At 69.1% G+C, this 16,307-nt stretch carries 10 protein-coding genes and 1 pseudogene; 7 read left to right on the plus strand and 4 right to left on the minus strand.

Annotated features, from left to right (window positions below; genetic code table 11):
• Window positions 1–651: 651 nt before the first annotated feature.
• The 3 genes from ACFWPT_RS02290 to ACFWPT_RS02300 are packed head-to-tail and all read left to right on the plus strand — an operon-like array spanning window position 652 to window position 3,757.
• Entirely contained in the window at window positions 652–1,755 is a 1,104-nt protein-coding gene (locus ACFWPT_RS02290) for a bifunctional DNA primase/polymerase (RefSeq protein ID WP_380370956.1), read from the plus strand.
• Window positions 1,752–3,356, plus strand: coding sequence for a phage/plasmid primase, P4 family (locus ACFWPT_RS02295; protein WP_363373991.1), 1,605 nt, complete (start codon window positions 1,752–1,754; stop codon window positions 3,354–3,356). The genes ACFWPT_RS02290 and ACFWPT_RS02295 overlap by 4 nt, the downstream gene beginning before the upstream one ends.
• Entirely contained in the window at window positions 3,353–3,757 is a 405-nt protein-coding gene (locus ACFWPT_RS02300; RefSeq protein WP_063352543.1) for a DUF6009 family protein, read from the plus strand. Before ACFWPT_RS02295 ends, ACFWPT_RS02300 begins: the two co-directional genes overlap by 4 nt.
• A 78-nt stretch (window positions 3,758–3,835) precedes the next feature.
• Here ACFWPT_RS02300 and ACFWPT_RS02305 read toward each other — a convergent pair whose 3' ends face one another.
• Both ACFWPT_RS02305 and ACFWPT_RS02310 read right to left on the minus strand, forming a co-directional pair.
• Window positions 3,836–4,384 carry a hypothetical protein gene (locus tag ACFWPT_RS02305; RefSeq protein WP_380478872.1) on the minus strand — a complete coding sequence of 183 codons (549 nt, stop codon included), beginning with the start codon at window positions 4,382–4,384 and terminating at the stop codon, window positions 3,836–3,838.
• 240 nt (window positions 4,385–4,624) lie between these two features.
• Window positions 4,625–6,130 (minus strand): hypothetical protein, encoded by a 1,506-nt coding sequence (locus tag ACFWPT_RS02310; protein ID WP_380478874.1) that lies wholly within the window; start codon window positions 6,128–6,130, stop codon window positions 4,625–4,627.
• A gap of 2,697 nt (window positions 6,131–8,827) precedes the next feature.
• Here ACFWPT_RS02310 and ACFWPT_RS02315 point away from each other — a divergent pair.
• The 3 genes and pseudogenes from ACFWPT_RS02315 to ACFWPT_RS02325 all read left to right on the plus strand — a co-directional run bounded on the left by ACFWPT_RS02315 (window position 8,828) and on the right by ACFWPT_RS02325 (window position 11,397).
• Window positions 8,828–9,109, plus strand: a complete 282-nt coding sequence (locus ACFWPT_RS02315) for a hypothetical protein (protein ID WP_380370950.1) — start codon at window positions 8,828–8,830, stop codon at window positions 9,107–9,109.
• 757 nt (window positions 9,110–9,866) lie between these two features.
• Window positions 9,867–10,237 (plus strand): annotated as a pseudogene (locus tag ACFWPT_RS02320) (IS5/IS1182 family transposase); the annotation flags it as partial.
• 980 nt (window positions 10,238–11,217) lie between these two features.
• A complete protein-coding gene (locus ACFWPT_RS02325) occupies window positions 11,218–11,397 on the plus strand; it encodes a hypothetical protein (protein WP_380370947.1) in 180 nt (59 codons plus the stop codon).
• 713 nt (window positions 11,398–12,110) lie between these two features.
• Here ACFWPT_RS02325 and ACFWPT_RS02330 read toward each other — a convergent pair.
• Together ACFWPT_RS02330 and ACFWPT_RS02335 are read right to left on the minus strand one after the other, a co-directional pair.
• Complete coding sequence (locus tag ACFWPT_RS02330; protein WP_380478876.1) at window positions 12,111–13,403, minus strand: MFS transporter; 1,293 nt, start codon at window positions 13,401–13,403, stop codon at window positions 12,111–12,113.
• A 79-nt stretch (window positions 13,404–13,482) separates the two neighbouring features.
• Complete coding sequence (locus ACFWPT_RS02335; protein WP_063352539.1) at window positions 13,483–14,076, minus strand: transcriptional regulator; 594 nt, start codon at window positions 14,074–14,076, stop codon at window positions 13,483–13,485.
• A gap of 546 nt (window positions 14,077–14,622) precedes the next feature.
• Between ACFWPT_RS02335 and ACFWPT_RS02340 the strand changes: the two genes are divergently transcribed.
• Window positions 14,623–15,900: a M4 family metallopeptidase gene (locus tag ACFWPT_RS02340; protein WP_380478878.1), complete on the plus strand. Its 1,278-nt coding sequence runs from the start codon at window positions 14,623–14,625 to the stop codon at window positions 15,898–15,900.
• Window positions 15,901–16,307 lie beyond the last annotated feature (407 nt).

The following is a 16,307-nucleotide window of genomic DNA, read 5'->3' on the forward strand; positions in this document are numbered from 1 at the left end:
ACCGAAGCGACTCAGCGACTCAGTGCTGGAAGTGTTCAGGCACTGAACGCTCCTGCGGACATAGTCCCAGGTCACAGCAGCGAAGCGACTCTCCAGGCCCTGCGGCGGAGCTACTGAAGCGACCCAAGCGACCCAAGTTGGGGACTTGCACGAGAACCTGGTCCGGCGACACGCCGGGGGACAGTGCCCGAGAGACTCAGTCGCTTTCAGTCGCTGAGGTTCAGTCGCTGGGAAAAACCCCAGGTCAGGACAGGTTCACCCACCCCGTCAGCGACCGAAGCGACTCAAGGTCAGGTATATGAAGACATTCCCCTGTGCGTGTGCGCGTTATAGACCCGGGCTACAGTCGCTTCAGTCGCTGTTTGCTGTTAAAACCGGCTTTGACCTGCGAAAATGCCGGAAGACCGAAACCAGCGACTGAACGGGGTCAGTCGCTGGTCCGGGTTTCGGTAGCTGAGTTTCGCCGCCGACTCCGGCAGTTCGCGTTCCCACGTCCTCGCTCGGATAGTCTGTGTGAGCTATCTTCTGGACTTCGGTCGCTTCAGTCGCTGATCCGGCGCCCACCAGTGCCCTGACCTGGCTATTTGCCCTCAGCGACTGAACGAGCGACTCAAGTCCGAGCAGCTACCAACCATGGGGAGAGGGACCAGCGTGACGGCGCCTAAGGCCGTGGGGAGCGACCGAGCGTTTCGCCAGCCGGATGCGCTGGCCGTCGCGCGCTGGTGCGCCGTCCAGGGTTGGCCCGTCCACCCGCTCGCACCAGGCCGTAAGACCCCGCCCGCCAACTGCCAGCCCTGCCAGGAGCCGGCTCACAGTCCCGCCGACTGCCCGTGCCCTGCGGCCGGTCGCTGGTGCCACGGCTTCCACGCGGCCACTCTCGACCAGGACATCCTCACCGCCTGGTGGCGCGTCAACCCGGACTTCGGTACCGGGGTCGCCTGTGGCCCGGCGGGTCTCGTCGTCATCGACGTCGACAGCCACCCCAGCACCGTCCCCGCCCGGGACCGGATCCTGCCCGGAATCCCGATCCACGAGAACGTCAACCTCGACGGCCTTGAGAACGGCTACCACACCCTTGCTCTGCTCGCGGCCCTGCGCCAGGCTCCTGACCCGGCGACCGACGCGGAAACCCTGCGCGTGCGCACCCCCTCCGGTGGCCTGCACATCTGGTACCAGGAGGACGCCCCCCGCCGGTTCGCCTGCTCCACCGGCTCCTCCAACGGCCGGGCCCTGGCCTGGCAGGTCGACGTGCGCGCCCACGGCGGCTACATCGTCGCCCCCGGCACCGTGACCACCGCCGGTACCTACACCGCGCTCCCCGGGGCAAGGACCCCCGCGCCCCTGCCCCAGTGGCTCAGCGACGAACTCGTCCGCACCGGCCACCTCAAGGACCAGCCCAGCACCCAGCGCCCCGCCCAGCCGTCCGTCCCCGACCGTGGCCGCGCGGCCGTCGTCGCGGCAGGCGGCGGCAAGCGCGGGGCCGAGCGAGTCCTCGACACCGTCCTCCAGGACGTCACCGACTGTGCCACCACCCCCGAGGGGGCCGGTTTCACCGGCAAACTCAACCGCGCCGCCTACACGATGGGAGGCCTGGTCTCCGCCGGTCACCTGACCCACACCGCCGCCGAGCGGCTCCTGCTGGACGCGGCCCGCACGGCCCGCCCCAGCCAGGACAGGCAAAGCTCCGCCGTCATCCGCTCCGGCCTCGCCGCCGGCGCCCGACAGCCCCTGCACGTCGGGAAGGCACGCGGATGAACGACAGCACCCGCAAGAGGACGGTCTTCGATCCCGTGGCCACGGCCCAGCAGATCCTGGAGTACCCGCCGGTCCCCGGCCCAGCCTCCCCGCCCCCCTGGCACGGCACCCCCGTCCAGGAGAGCCTTCTCGACACCCCGTCCGCCGAACCCGCGCCGGCCCCCGAGCCTGTTCAGGAGACCAAGCAGGCCCCGGCCGGGCCGGAGGCGAGCGCGCACGGTCTCCTACCCGACTCGCTGTCCGACCGGGGCAACGCCAAGCTCTTCGTCCACCTCTACGGAGGCGACTACCGCCACGTCCCCGGCCTCGGCTGGTACCGCTGGGCGGCGCATCGCTGGCAGCTCGACGAGGACGACACCGTCCTGTGGGCCGCTGGCGAGATGGCCGAGAGCATTGCCACCCACGACCCCCGCGGCGTCTACACCAACACCGATCTGCGTCGGCACCGCCGCCGGGCCCTCTCCACCTCGGGCATGAACGCCATGCTCGCCCAGGCCAAGTCCGCCCCGGGCATGGTCCTCAACGCCGCCCTGCTGGACGCCGACGCCTACGCCCTGTGCACCCCCGGCGGCGTGGTCGACCTGCGCACCGGCGCCATCGTCCCGCCCGACCCGAAGGTCCACCACCACTCCCGCTCCACCACCCTGGCCCCCGCCCGGATGCGGACCCCGCGCTGGGACCGCTTCCTCACCGACACCTTCGGCGACGACAAGGAAGGCCGGCAGACCCGGGACTTCCTCCACCTGCTGCTCGGCTACTCGATCAGCGGCGACGTCGGCGCCCAGGTCATGCCGTTCCTCTACGGCCAGGGCAAGAACGGCAAGAGCGTCCTGCTGGACGTCATGATCCAGCTCCTCGGCGACTACGCGGACGCCGCCCCGCCCGGCTTCCTGATGGCCAAGACCTTCGACGGGCACCCCACCGACCTCGCCGAACTCCATGGCCGGCGCATCATCGTCTGCTCCGAGCTCAAGCCCGGCGACCGCTTCGACGAGGCCCGGGTCAAGCTCCTCACCGGCGGCGACAAGATCAAGGCCCGCCGGATGCGCCAGGACTTCTTCTCCTTCGAACCGACCCACAAGCTCTGGCTGCTCGGCAACCACCGCCCCGAGGTCGGCACCGGCGGCTTCGCCTTCTGGCGCCGCATGCGTCTGATCCCGTTCGAACGGGTCGTCCCCGAGGAACGTAAGATCGACAACCTGGCCCACGTCCTCGTTGCCGAGGAGGGCCCCGGCATCCTCGCCTGGCTCATCGACGGCGCCCGCCGCTACTTCGCCGGCGAGAAGGACCTCGCCGGCCCCCAGCGCGTCCAGGTCGCCACCACCGCCTACGCCGAGACCGAGGACCACGTCGGCCGCTTCCTCAAGGAGGCCTGCATCACAGGCGAGGGCATGCGCGCCGAACAGTCCCAGCTCTTCGGCGCGTACACCCGCTGGTGCGGATTCGAAGGCGCCAATCCCGTATCCGGTCGTGCGTTCGCTGCACGAGTTCGCGAGACACTGGGTATGACCTCCCCCAAGGAGATGGTCCTGTCCAACAGTCGCAAGTACTACCCGGGCATCGGCCTGATCACCGACGACACAGAGGAGCAGAACGCGTGAGCGCGCTGATCGACCCGGCCGAGCTCGCCCACGAAACCGATCTCGTCTGGCTTGAGGACACCACCGACCTCGACTACGTGCGCCAGTCCCTGGACCGCCTCACCACCCGTCGCGGCCGCCCCGCCTACCACCGCGACGGCCGCATGGTCGGCTACGCCATCCTCGGCCCCGACGCCAGATCCTCCCGGGCCTCCGGCACCTTCCGCCGCCGCGTCTTCTGGCTCCTGCCGCACGACCGCGACCAGGACCCCGAGGGCCTCTACTCCACCGGCGCCCCCTCCGAGGCCGTCGACCCGCGCACCGTCGCCCCCGGCGTCAAGGGGTACAAGACCGAGCGCTCCGAGGGCGGCCCGGCCTCGCCGGCGATGCTCGAACTGGGGATAACGCTTCCGAAGGCGTGACCGTATCGGCGTGGGTGCACTCGCACCCACGCCGTTTTGATCAGACGGCAGTTGCTGTTGCTCGTCCGGCTCCGACGGTTACGGCTCGGCGTCCGGGCGGCGCTGCTCCTCGAAGAGGGCCGACTGCCCCGCCAGGAGGCTGTCCAGGAACCGGCCGTGCTGCGGGGGCGTGCGGTCCTGGGGCTCCAGGGCTGGGGTGAGGGCCTGAGGAACCTCGGTCTGCCGGCCTTCGGCCCGCGGCTTTTCGGCTCGCAGCGTTTCAGCCTGCGGCGTTTGGATCCGTAGGGTTTCGCTCTGGAGGACTCGGGCCCGGAGGACTTGGGTCTGCGGGACCTCGACCTGGCGGACCCGCCCGGCACCCAGGACACCGAGCGCCTCGGCGAGACAGGTCATCGCCTGACCAGTCTCGGCCTCCCTCTCCCCCGGCCTCTCCCCCGTGCTGGTCTCGTCCTCCACCTGGGCGCGGCCGCGCGGCGACGTATGTGCCTTCGCGGCTCTCGCTGCCTTCGCACCGCCCCGGCCGGCCATCGCCGCCCCCGTGCGCGACGCGGCGGACTCCTTCCGAAGCCGGTCGACCTCCGTCTCCAGTGCCGCCAGGCGCATCCGCAGGTCGTCGAGCTCGCTCATGCTCCCCCTCGTTCAGGACCGTCCCCGGCCTCCCACGGCCGTTGACGTGCCGCTTCAGCCTAGCCGGGCGCCCCCGGGCCGCCGCCCCCGGCTACGGACCTGGCCACGGGCACGCCAGTTCGCTCACCACTCATGCGTTCGCATAAGGCCACGGCACGTAGTTCGGACGCTGCCGCAATGCTGTTACTCCGCCTCATGAGCATCGGGAGCGGCCACTGAAACCTCGCGGCCGTCGGCGCCTCACCGGGTTGCGGCTCCGGGCAGTTCGCAGAGGTCGAGCAACTCGTGGAGGCGGTCAGCGGCCAGATTCGGGTTGGCTGCGGCTCCTTCCGCGTGCTCCGGGTCGTTCAGCAGGGCCGAGACCAGGTCGAGGGGAAGGCGCGGATTGGCTGCCGCGGCTTGACGGACGCTGGGTTCGGGGTCGGCGAGCAGGTGGACGGGCGGCTGGGCCAGGCCGGCGTCGGAGGCGGCCAGAGCGCGGACGTCCGGGTCGTCGTGGTCGAGCAGGTGGTCAAGGCCGGTGCGGGGTAGGCGGGGCAGCGTGAGCAGGTAGGGCCGCTGGCGCGGTGCGGCGATGAAGGCGTCGAGAACGAGTGCAGGCGGTGCCAGCGGGTGGTTGAAGGCCAACAGATGGCGCACGTCCGCGTCGGGGTCCTCGGCCAGACGGCGCACCAGCTCCGCCGACAGCAGGGGGCAGGTCGCGGAGACTCGGCGCAGCTGAGGATCCGCGGACGCGGCGCACGCCTCGTACCAGCTCGTCCCCGGCTCGACGAACATCTCGCCGACAGCACCTACGTTCTCGACGGCGTGGCCGAAGACCCGGTCGATGGCGGCGCGCTGCGGCCAGGTCCGCGGCAGCGGGTGCAGCTGGGCCCGGGCCCGTACGGCGCTGTCCGGGTCCTGGGCCAGTTCCGCCAGGAGTGGCGGGTCCAGGTCGGCTCTGGCGGCCACCTGCTTGCGCACGTCCGGATCGGGGTCGTGGGCGAGGCGGGCGACGATGTCGCCGGGCGTGTGGGGGTTGCGGGCAAGCGACCACAAGTCGCGCCGTTCAGCGAGGCACTGCTCGGCCACGGCGGGGGAGACGGCGTAGCTGATGAGCAGAAGATTCCGGGCGTGGCAGTCGCGTTCCGGCAGCTCCGCTTCCATCGCCGCCGGGTCCAGGATCCGGCGGCGGTCACGGGCGGCCTCTGCGACGGTGGGATCCGGGTCGGCCAGGAGCGCGTCGCGTTGGCCAGGAGTCAGCCACAGCCACAGGCTGGTGGCCTGCGCCCGAAGTACGGGGTTCGGATGGTCGAGCATCCTGCGGCGGAACGATGCACGGATCTGCCCGGAGAACGCCAGCTCCTGCCGGATCTCGTCTGCGCTGAGCAACTGGTCCCGGTGGTGTTCGTCGCGGGTGGTCAGCAGGATTTCCAGGACATCGTCGGGCAACGGCTCGGCCCTGCTCAGGCGCGGGCGCGGACCTGCGGCAAGGCTCGCGCGGACGAAGGCATCGGGGTCGTCGACCAGCCGGCCGCGCTGTTCGGGAGCGGCGTGCCGGTTGCGGGCGAAGGCGCGGCGGACCGTCTGCTCGGGGTGTGCGAGCACCGCCTCGACGACCTCTGGGGGAAGGGCACGTTCCTGGCAGAGGGCCGTCCAGGCAACGCGCCCCTGCGAGGCCAGCAAACGCAGCAGAACCTCGGGCGGCGCAGCCCGGTTGGCCGCGACGCCTCGCAGCCACGGTTCCGCGAGAAGAGAGGAGGACATCGGGACATCGTGGCAGCGAGTACGGCACCGCGTCGACGGGTTCGCTGAACCTGACGGCCCACCGAACCGCAGCTGCCGACTTTGATCGACCATTGCTGCCTCCTGAATTTTCCGCGGAAAATTCAGGAGGCAGTGAGCGAGTGGGGCCGACGTGTCATCTGGATCGGGCTGCCGCTCCCCCGCTGGCTCAGCTCTCCACCGCTGAATTTTCTGCGGAAAATTCTGCGCCTTCGGACTGGGCGCTGCGGAATCGGAGGCCCGCTGGCGGACCTTCGATCGTGCTTCGGCCGCAGTGGATCAGGTCGACTGACACGGCCTGGGGCAGTCGTTCTTGACGGCGCGGGCGAGGCGGGGGCTCGTGGTGATGAGCATCCGGCGGGCCGTCCGGAGTGAGTCACGGGAAGCCGATCAATCCCCCGGGCCGTCCCGGTGTCCTCTCTGAGGCTCCGAATTTTCTGCGGAAAATTCCGAGATGCGGTTCAGCAGTCCGGGCTGTCGAAGCGGCCGGTTTGGCGGAGGAAGAAACGGGAGGTCTGTCTCGACCTGGACGGCGCGGTTCAGGACGGATGGTCGTCATCCCGGCAACGCCCGCCGTCGTCGCCTACCAGAACCAGTGCGGTGGGCGCTCCTGCCCTCGGCGCGGGCCTGCGGGCAATCGCCATGCAGTGAGCTCGGAGCAGGCGATTTTCCGCAGAAAATTCTCCATGCTCAGGACAGTCGTGGGGCAGAAGCTTCTGCCGCTCCTTGTCCCGCCGGCGGATGATGGGCAGAGCAGCTGTGTGTCCTGGGGGTCATCGGTCTCATGGATTCACAGGCTCTCTGCCGTTGGCACAGCACGGCGGACACGCGCCGTTGGAGGGGGGTCCGGACGGCGTGTGACGTCATCACGGGGAACCTGTCAGTCCCCCGGGTTGTCCCGGTGTTCTCTTTGAGACCCCGAATTTTCTGCGGAAAATTTCGTGGTGTGGTTCAGCAGTTCGGCTGTCTGGTCCATGGCGGTCTGAAGGGAGCGGCACTCGGCTAGCTGGCGAACGACCCCGAGGGCGAGTCCGAGCAGACCGTGTCGGTCCTTTCCGACGGAGGGTCCCGGTATCGGCTTGCGGTTGTGGTGGGGCTCAGCTGTGTGTGAGGGAACTGTCGAAGCTGCCGGTTCGGTGGCGAGGAAACGGGATGTGTGTTCCGACCTGGACGGGCGCGGTTCAGGATGGATGGTCGTCATCCTGGCAGCGCCCGCCGTCGTGGCCTACCAGAGTCAGTGCGGTGGGCAATCGCCGCGCAGTGAGCTCGGAGCAGGCGATTTTCCGCAGAAAATTCTCCATGCTCAGGACAGTCGTGGGGCAGAAGCTTCTGCCGCTTCTTGCCCCGCCGGCGGATGATGGGCAGAGCAGCTGTGTGTCCTGGCTGTCATCGGTCTGGTGGATTCGCACGCTCTCTGCCGTTGGCACAGCACGGCGGACACGCGCCGTTGGAGGGGGGTCCGGACGGCGTGTGACGCCATCACGGGGAGTCGATCAATCCCCCAGGCCGTCTCAGTGTCCTTTCTAAGGTCCCGAATTTTCTGCGGAAAATTTCGGGACGCGGTTCTGTAGTCCGGCTTCCTGGTCCACCGCGATCCGAAGAGAGCGGCACTCGGCCGGCTGGCGAACGACCTTGCGGGCGATCCCGGGCAGACCTGTCGGTCCTTTCTGGTGGAGCCGTACCATCGGCCCGCGGTCGTGATGGGCACTCAGCCACGTGTGGGGGAGTCGTTGAGGCGACTGATCCAGCCTGAAGTAGATGGCGCGTCTGTCTCGACCTGGACGGGTATGGCTCGGGATGGACGGTCGTCATTCTGCAGCGCCCGTCGGCATCGTCTACCAGATGGCGCTTCTTCGCTCGGCGCAGGCAGGCAATCGTCGCGCAGCGAGCCTCGGAGGGCGCGTCGCGTCATCAGGGAGAACCCAGCAATTCCCCGGGCCACCCCAGCGCCCTACCTGAGGTCCGCCGAATTTTCTGCGGAAAATTTCGCAGCGCGGTCCACCGCAGTCCGAAGGGACTGGCACCCGGCCGGCTGGCGAACGACCCTGCGGGCTTGCTCGGCCGGACCGTGTGGGGCGGGCCAGCGGAGCCGCATCATTGGCTGCGGTTGTGACGGAAACTCAGTCGTGTGTGGGGGAGCTGTTGAGGTGACTGATTCAGCATGGAGGAACGGAGCGTCTACCTCGGACTGGATGGGTGTGGCCCACGATGAATGTTCGTCACCGTGGCAGTGTCCATCGGCGTCGCCTACCAGGACCAGTGCGGTGGGTGCTCCTGCGCCCGGCGTGGGCAGCTGGGTAGTCGTCGTGCAGCAAGCTCCGGATAGCACGACTGTGTCCTGGGCCAGGGGGTCGCGGCTCGGCGATTTTCCGCAGAAAATTCGTCGGCGGTCGGGCAGGGGCAGAGCCGCTGTTGGTCTTCGCCTCGGTAGCGGATGACTGGGTACGCGTCCTGCCACGGCCCGTGTCGACAGGCTCTACGACTCCGGCGAACCGGCCTACCTGTGCAGGCGCGGCATCCGTCGCACCATCCTGGAGAAGACCTACCAGATCCGTAGCCGAAAGAAGCTCGGCGGCGGCGACGGGGTACGACGAGTTGGCTGTCCGCTACGAGGCAACCGCGTTGATCGCCGCCGTATACGAGTAGCTGCGAAACGCCCCCCGCTGCGATCATGTGGCGGTGAACGATGGACTGCCCGACGGCTGGACGATCGAGCGAGCGCGCTCCGCATCAGAGGATCCTGAAGCCGCCTTGCTCACCCTCGAACGACTGGTCGTGGTCGAGGAGCACGGCCGCGCGGACTATGTCTCACTCCGACCCGACGTCATCCTGTCCCTCCACGGCCTGTGCCTCGTGCGAGCGGACGACGACTGGTACATGGGCGAGCTCGACTCCGACGGCTCAGTCATCTGCTGGGTCGCCTACGGTCCCGACTTGGGCGAAGCCATCCAGGGGTTGTGAGTATCAGGCGATCGGCTTGATCACTTTCAGCGTGCCTCAGTGGGGGAGAGGACCACCCCGACTTGCCGTGATAGGCGCTCCCCCGTAGGAGGCCGCAGGGGAGTCGAAGCCGTCGGCAATTCTTGTGTCGCGAGGGTGGGGGCCGCTTGCTGGGAACCGGCACACAGCGCTCGCGCCAATCGGAGCCCGATCTGTCTAGCAGTCAGCCGACGGATTTTCCGCAGAAAATTCGAGGGCTTCGATGGGGGAGCAGCATCAGCATCCGGACCAGCCGACTGGCAAGCGCACGCTCACGTGCTGCACAGCCACGACTCGGACCCGGGTTCGGGTTCGGGTTCCGGCTCATCAAGGGGCTTCCGTGCCGCCGATCCATGCCGTCCGGGCTGGCTCTTCCGAGCTTCTCCTCGAAGGCCGGCCAGAGTTCTCGACGGACATCCATCGTGCCTACGGGCAACGGCAACGGACGATGCCAGCAATGGACGATGCGGGGGCGGCCGATCCATGGGCCTTCGTCGAGGGACTCTGAATTTTCCGCAGAAAAGCCGATGCGCCATCGGCCAAAGCGATGCTCTGGACATCCACGGCGGCGCCGAGTTCGCCATCTCTACGTCCGCCGGTTGACCTGCTCTACGGCGCCTCTGCCTTCACGATCGAACCAGCAGCTCGTATCCGACCGGACCGATGGCCCCGGAAGTGCTCACCGGGACAGGGCCGCCACCCCCCGATCTCGACCGTACGGCTCATACCTCGGAGAGAACCCGGCCAGTGGGGCAGCGGGCCACAGCTGATGCCGGTCGTCGAACGCATTGGACTCAAGGGCCCCGGCGTGGTCATTCGCGCACACCCCCGACTGCCGCCGCAACTGTCGCTACCTGCGAAGGCGCCAGTTTCAAGCACACCATTCCGGAGAAGCAGGATCAGCGGGCCAACCGTCGGCGACGACGCAGCTGAAGAGATTGGCCGGGCTTCGACAAGGAGATGTACAAGCGCCGGAACGAGGTCGAGCGCACGGTCAAATCGGCTCAAGCATTCCCGGGCCCCGGGGCTGTGGCGACGCGCTACGACAAGCGTGCCTACGTTTTCACCGGCGCCGCCACGGTTTCCTCGATCCGGCTGTGGCTCAGGCCGTGGGTCGGTTTTTCAGGCCCGTCGCGATGCCGTCCCAATCCGGGCCGTGTAACCACAGACTCTGTGCCGCCTTCCGCATCAGTGCCGGCTCGCCCGGCCGTGGCAGAAGCACGAGCCGGTACGCCAGACTCCGCATCTGGACCGGCAGGTAGCCCCGTCAGCTAGCTGCGGGCACAGCTCCCGCAGCATGGCGAGGATCGCATCCGCGTCGGCGAAGGCCAGCTCCCCGGCGAAGTGACGAAGTAGATGGCGCTGACGGCCGGTACCTCGGTGCTGCCAGGAACCCGGGTCTACCGTGAGGCGGAGGCCCGGAGGCCCGGAGGCCCGGAGGCCCGGAGGCCCGGAGGGGAAGGGCAGAGGGTGAAGGTCCAACTTGCCGCGCTGCCGCAGCGGGCTGCGGTACGCCTGAGGTCGAGCTGGCCGGCCAGGAGGTGGCGGAGCTGGGGACGGGTTTCCGGCGGAAGGAGAAGCGGGCGCGATGGTTCGGCACCTGTCCGGCGTGGGTGTGAGCGCGAGTGGCTTCTTCGAGGCCTCGGGAGCCGACTCCTCAGCGGTCAGAGGCGATTTGCATGCCGCAGGCCACTTCACGTTCAAGGGCCTGAACACAAAAGACGTCAGAAGACCACTAATAAACAAATCTCGATACGGCGCCGTTTTCGGACGACGTGGTGCTGGGCATGTCGACCCGTAGCCTTCCGATGGTGGTCGGGCCCTTCGGCATTTAGTTCGTATGCACAAGAAAGAGGGCGGTCCGGATGCGCGGTGCGGACGCGGTGGCCGAGGTGAGCCAGGTCGACGGTCGAGACTTCGCGACGTGTCGGGTGATCGACCCGACGAGTCCGGATGTGGGGGAGAGGGCAGGATGCGGCCTGGGGGAGTGGCGGAGCATCGTCCACCAGAGCCGGGCGCCTCGCGCGGACGGGAGCCCGGTGCGCGGGGATGACTCCCGCTGTCGAGGTGTCACGGGACTCTGTGAGTCGGTGACCGAGTCCTGGAAGCTCATTGACGCCTGGCTGGCGAAGAATGCACCGGCCAGCCTGGCCGAGCTTCGCCCGCCCGCATCGCCCGAAGCCGTCGGGCGCACCGAGGAGCGGCGCGGGTTCGAGATCCCCGCCGATCTGTGCGAGTCGCTGCTGTGCCACGACGGAGACGACGCCTAGATCGCTGTCCTTCCGTGCGGCCCCTGTACTCCACGGAGGAGATCTGGGACGCCGACGATCCGGACCAGCAGGACGACCCGTGGTGGGGAGCGCGGTGGGCCTCGTTTGCCAGCCGCGACGGCGGCGAGCCCGACCTGTGGCACAACCACCTCGGAGGGCTGCCTGCGACTCGGCCTACCTCGCCGGCTGGCCGAGCTTCGCTACTTGGCTCCACGCCGTCGCCCGGACGATGCTGCATCACGACGACCGCGATCACGTCGAGCCATTCAGGTCACCAATTCGCTTTCATATCAAGGTAGTTGATCTGTAGATCTCACCGACCGGGCGGAACTCGGTTGAACTGCAAGCCCTTTGTGGGAGTCCTGCTCAGGCGTTGGGAACGCAACACCTGAACTGGGCGGACTGGTCTTCGGTGTTGCCCACTACCTGGTTGAAGAGCCCGCGATGCGGTGTGTCATCACATCCCGCACGAGGCCCGCCGTGAAAGCCAGTTGCAGGTGTCTGGTCATCGGACGCGACACGACCGTGGCGAGTGCGGTGCCGGACACCGGCCGAACTCCGCTGCCTACACGAGAAGTTCGGAGCCTGTCGGCTGGAAGTCGCCTACGAATGGCTCCCGATGGCGGAGGCCTTCGCGAAGCCGTCCACGGTGCCCGGAGGGCAGTGCCGTCAGTGGCGCCGCAGGTGACGTGAGTGGGTCGCTGCCCGGCCGGTCACACCTGGTGCCGTCGGGGCAGTTCGGCGTGCCTGACCGGGGCGGAGGCCAGGGCGAGGGCCGCGCCCAGGCCGGCGACGGCGCCACAGCCGAGGAACACCGGTGCGGCGCCCCAGGTGCCGATGGCGGCGCCGACCAGCGGGTAACACAGGGGCGCGAGACCGACCATGGTGAGCATGACGACGGAGGTGACCCGGCCGAGATAGGCGGGGTCCGCGGCGGCCTGGATGAGGGCGTTGTCCAGGGCGCCGGAGACGCCCAGGCTCAAGCCGACAACTGCGGCCAGCACCGCGGCGGTCCACAAGGTCGGGACCAGTGCCATGGCGGCCGCTCCCGTGCAGCCCACGAGCAGTGTCGCGGCCAACACGAGGCCCGCGCGCGGCAGCCACCCGACGACGGCGAGCAGCGCGGCGCTGACCGCCGCTCCGGCGCCGAAGGAACCGACGATCCACCCGTAGCCGGAAGGCTCCCAGCCGCGTTCGGCGTTGAGCAGCACCATGCCGACGTTGAGGGTGCCGGTGAGGCCGAGTTCGCAGACGGCTCCGGCGGCGACGAGCGGGCCGATGAGGCGGTGGCGGCGGATGTAGCGCAGCCCGTCGAGGAGATCGGTGCGCGCGCTGCCGGGTTGCGGAGCGTCCTCGCCGCGTGCTCCGAGGGGACGTATTCGTACCGTCAGCAGAAGCGGCAGGGAGAGGGCGAAGAGCAGGCCGGCGGTGGCGAAGGCCGCGGCCGCACCGCCGAGGCCCATGGCGAGGCCGCCGATCGGCGGGCCCGCGATCTGGCCGAGGCGCATCGACAGGGACCGCAGACCGGTGACGCGGGCCAGCTGGTCGGGGCCGGTGATCCGCGGCGGGAGGGCCCCGACGGCGGGGATGAACAGCGCGTCCACGGCGCCGAAGACGAGCGCCACCGCGACCAGGACCCACAGGACCGGCGCGGTCAGCGCGATGCCGGCGGCCACCGCGAGGATGAGCAGGCAGCGCAGGGCGTCGCTGCCGAGGATCACCCGACGGGGGTCGGTCCGGTCGGCCAGCACGCCCCCGCCGAGCATGAGCAGCGCCCGCGGGAGCGCCCCGGCGGCCATGACGAGGCCCACCTCGGTCGGGCCGCCTGCCTTCTGGGCGGACCAGCCGAGGGCGACGAAGTACACGCTGTCGCCGACGAGCGAGGCGGTGTACGCGGCGAGCCAGCGCAGCACGTTGCCGTCACGGAAGGCCGGGATGCCGACGCGTTCGGGCGGGGCCGTTTCGGGCGGGGCCGTTTCGGGTGGTGCTGTCTCCGCGGTGGCCATGATGGGCTCCAGCAGGTCGGGACACATCCGTGTCAGGTGCGGGACGGGAAGAGGCGGAAGGGGCACAGAGGAGGAGGCGTCAGGGGCGGAAGGGGAAGCCGTAGAGGTGCACGGACACGTGCTCGCGGTCCTCGGTGTCGCCGGCTGCCTTGGCGGCCTTGCCGCGCTCCCGCCAGCGTCGCCCCAGCGCCACGAGTTCGCCGTTAAGCTCGGCGAGTTCGGCCGGCGTCAGGTCGAGCATCCACTCGGAGCTGAACGCAGAGTCCGTCCACACCTTGCCCCAGGCGGCGCCCTGGTCCAGGTAGGCGCGGTACTGGGAGGCCCGGGTCTCGACGATGCCGCGGGTGACCGCGCCGACTGCGGCGGCTCCCTCGGGCGTGCCCGCGAAGTTCGAGTCCTGAAAACCCCAGCCCTCCTCGGAAGCCACCTGCCACCACCGTTCGCGGCCGTCCGCACTGCGGCCGCTCGCCGCGGTCACGAAACCGTGTTCGGCCAGCTTGCGCAGGTGGTAGCTGACCAGCGACGGGGCCGCGTCGACCTGTTCGGCGAGCTGGGAGGCGGTCGCGGTGCCTGCGGCGTACAGCAGCCGGTAGAGCTGCATCCGTAGCGGGTTCGTGAACGCCTTCAAGCGGGACAGGTCGGTGATCTGGTCGGGCTCGCGCTCGGGTTGCATGTCCCGACCGTAGGTCTGAAGGGAAAATTGCGCAATAAAGTTTTCAGATCTTCGGAGGAGCGATTCCCCAGAGGGGTGATGCCGCCACCGCGTGGCCCGCTTCGGCGGTCGCCAGCCGACCACCCCGTCGGCGCGCGCAGTTCGGCGATCTCACAGTGGAAGCGCCGCGCGACCTGGACTCGGCCGCTCTCGATCCGGCCGGCGCCGACGGCGGGGCGGGGGTGGGTGCCGGGCAACGGCCTGGTCCAGATCGTGCTGCTGGCATCGGCGGTGACGTCCGGGCGTTGGTGCCTGACGCTGTCGGAGATCTCGGAAATCAAGTGTCGGGGCATGATCCGATCGGCCTGATGACAGAGCGTCTCCCCCCAGCGCGGGATCTGTCCGTCCGGCGGGACCTCCGGGTGGGATCGCCGAGCCTGTCGCTCAGGGGCAGTTAGCCCCAGCACCTGTCACGAATACTCAGGAAACGGCTCGGAACTGCTGAAAGCGCCGCAGCCGGGATGGCCGGTGATCGTACTGGATTGCATGGATGCATAAGACACGCCCGTGCCCCGCCGTGAGATCTACGACGCCAGGAACAAAGAGAGCCTCCCGGGCGCCCTGGTGCGCTCCGAGGGCGAGGCTGCGAGCAAGGACGAACTGGTCAACAGCGTCTACGACACGCTCGGCACCACCTTCGACTTCTTCCTCACCGCGTACGGCAGGAACTCCCGCGACGGCGAGGGCGGCCCACTTCGGGCGACCGTCCACTACGGTGACAAGTTCGCCAACGTGTTCTGGAAGGGTGGGCGGCTGGTTCTCGGCGACGGCGACGGCGAGTTCATCCAGCTGCGTCCACGCGACCTCCTCGACGTCGTCGCGGCCAGCGTGAGCGGGCAGATCCTGAACCCGCAGCTCATGTACTTCGGTCAGTCGGGGGCGCTCTCCGAGTCCATCAGCGACGTCTTCGCCTCCCTCGTCAAGCAGTACTCGCTCGGCCAGAGCGCCGACCGGGCCGACTGGCTCCTCGGCGCCGGAATGCTCTCCCCTGGTCTCAAGGCCAAGGCGCTGCGCTCGCTGGCCGCACCCGGCACCGCCTACGACGATCCCCGGCTGGGCAAGGACCCCCAGCAGGCCCACATGGGCGGCTACATCGAGACCCAGCAGGACAACGGCGGGGTGCACCTCAACTCGGGTATCCCCAACCACGCCTTCTACCTCACGGCCACCGCCATCGGCGGAAACGCCTGGGAGAAGGCCGGCCGGATCTGGTACGACGCCGCGACCGGCGGCAAGCTCGCCGCCGATGCCACCTTCGCCGACTTCGCCAAGCTGACCGCGACCGTCGCCGAGGACCTCTACGGCAGTGGGACCGAACTGGACGCCGTCAACAATGCCTGGAAGTCCGTCGGCGTCCTCGGACCCCTTCCTCACCAACAGGTTGTCCGGCGGGCCCACAGGACAGGGCCCCGCCGGAAGAACGCGCCGAGCCGTTCGGCGTCCTCCGCCGCGTCGCGGGGTTTCCCTCGGCCGGGGTCACCCCGGTGGCTTCGAGAACGATCAAGTCAGCCCCCGGGGTGGGTGGCGGCGCGCCAGGACCATGGCCGTTGGACGCCCTGCCGGTTGAGGAAGTCCTGCAAGGCTGTCGGCTGCAGCACGGGCACAGGTGCCGGCGCGGTTGGGGGAGGGGCCGGGGACGGGCCGGTCAGGCCAGCCAGCGCAGCACGGTCCAGGGGCCGGCGGGCAACGGGGAGAAGACGATCGTGGGTACCAGGAGCAGTCCGGCACTCACCCACCAGTAACGCCGGCCCCGTAGGCCGGTCAGGCTGCGGAGCCCGAGGTTGACCAGCCACCACAGCAGGCCGATGACCGTCCAGACGACGACGCCGGCCACTATCCACACCATCGGGCCGTCGTTCTCGGTGGGTTCGCGATGCCCGAGCCCGAGCCAGACCAGCGGGTAGTTGAGGAAGAACACCAGCGTGAACATCAGCGGGACCATGGCGGCGAACCCCAGCGCGACGTTGACCAGTACCGGGGCCGCCCACGCCGCCCGCCTCGGCCGGGCCTCAGGCGCTGCGCAGGTGTGCATGGTGCTTCTCCAATGCCCGGTAGAGCTCGATCAGTTCGACGTCGTATTGCCCTGGCTGCCCACCGCCGAGGAGGCGCCCGGATTCGCAGCGAGAAGGGCGTCCGTTGGGGAGAGCGGGCGGGCCTCGGCTGCCTTCGCCTGATCAGCTGTTCCGGATACT

Origin of the sequence: Kitasatospora sp. NPDC058478, assembly GCF_042720345.1 — a bacterium.
In the GTDB taxonomy this organism is placed as follows: domain Bacteria; phylum Actinomycetota; class Actinomycetes; order Streptomycetales; family Streptomycetaceae; genus Kitasatospora.

Coding starts and splice junctions, on each gene's coding strand:
- ACFWPT_RS02295 (WP_363373991.1), top strand. CDS start 1,752: ATGAACGACAGCACCCGCAAGAGGACGGTCTTCGATCCCGTGGCCACG.
- ACFWPT_RS02305 (WP_380478872.1), bottom strand. CDS start 4,384: ATGAGCGAGCTCGACGACCTGCGGATGCGCCTGGCGGCACTGGAGACG.
- ACFWPT_RS02310 (WP_380478874.1), bottom strand. CDS start 6,130: ATGTCCTCCTCTCTTCTCGCGGAACCGTGGCTGCGAGGCGTCGCGGCC.
- ACFWPT_RS02330 (WP_380478876.1), bottom strand. CDS start 13,403: ATGGCCACCGCGGAGACAGCACCACCCGAAACGGCCCCGCCCGAAACG.
- ACFWPT_RS02335 (WP_063352539.1), bottom strand. CDS start 14,076: ATGCAACCCGAGCGCGAGCCCGACCAGATCACCGACCTGTCCCGCTTG.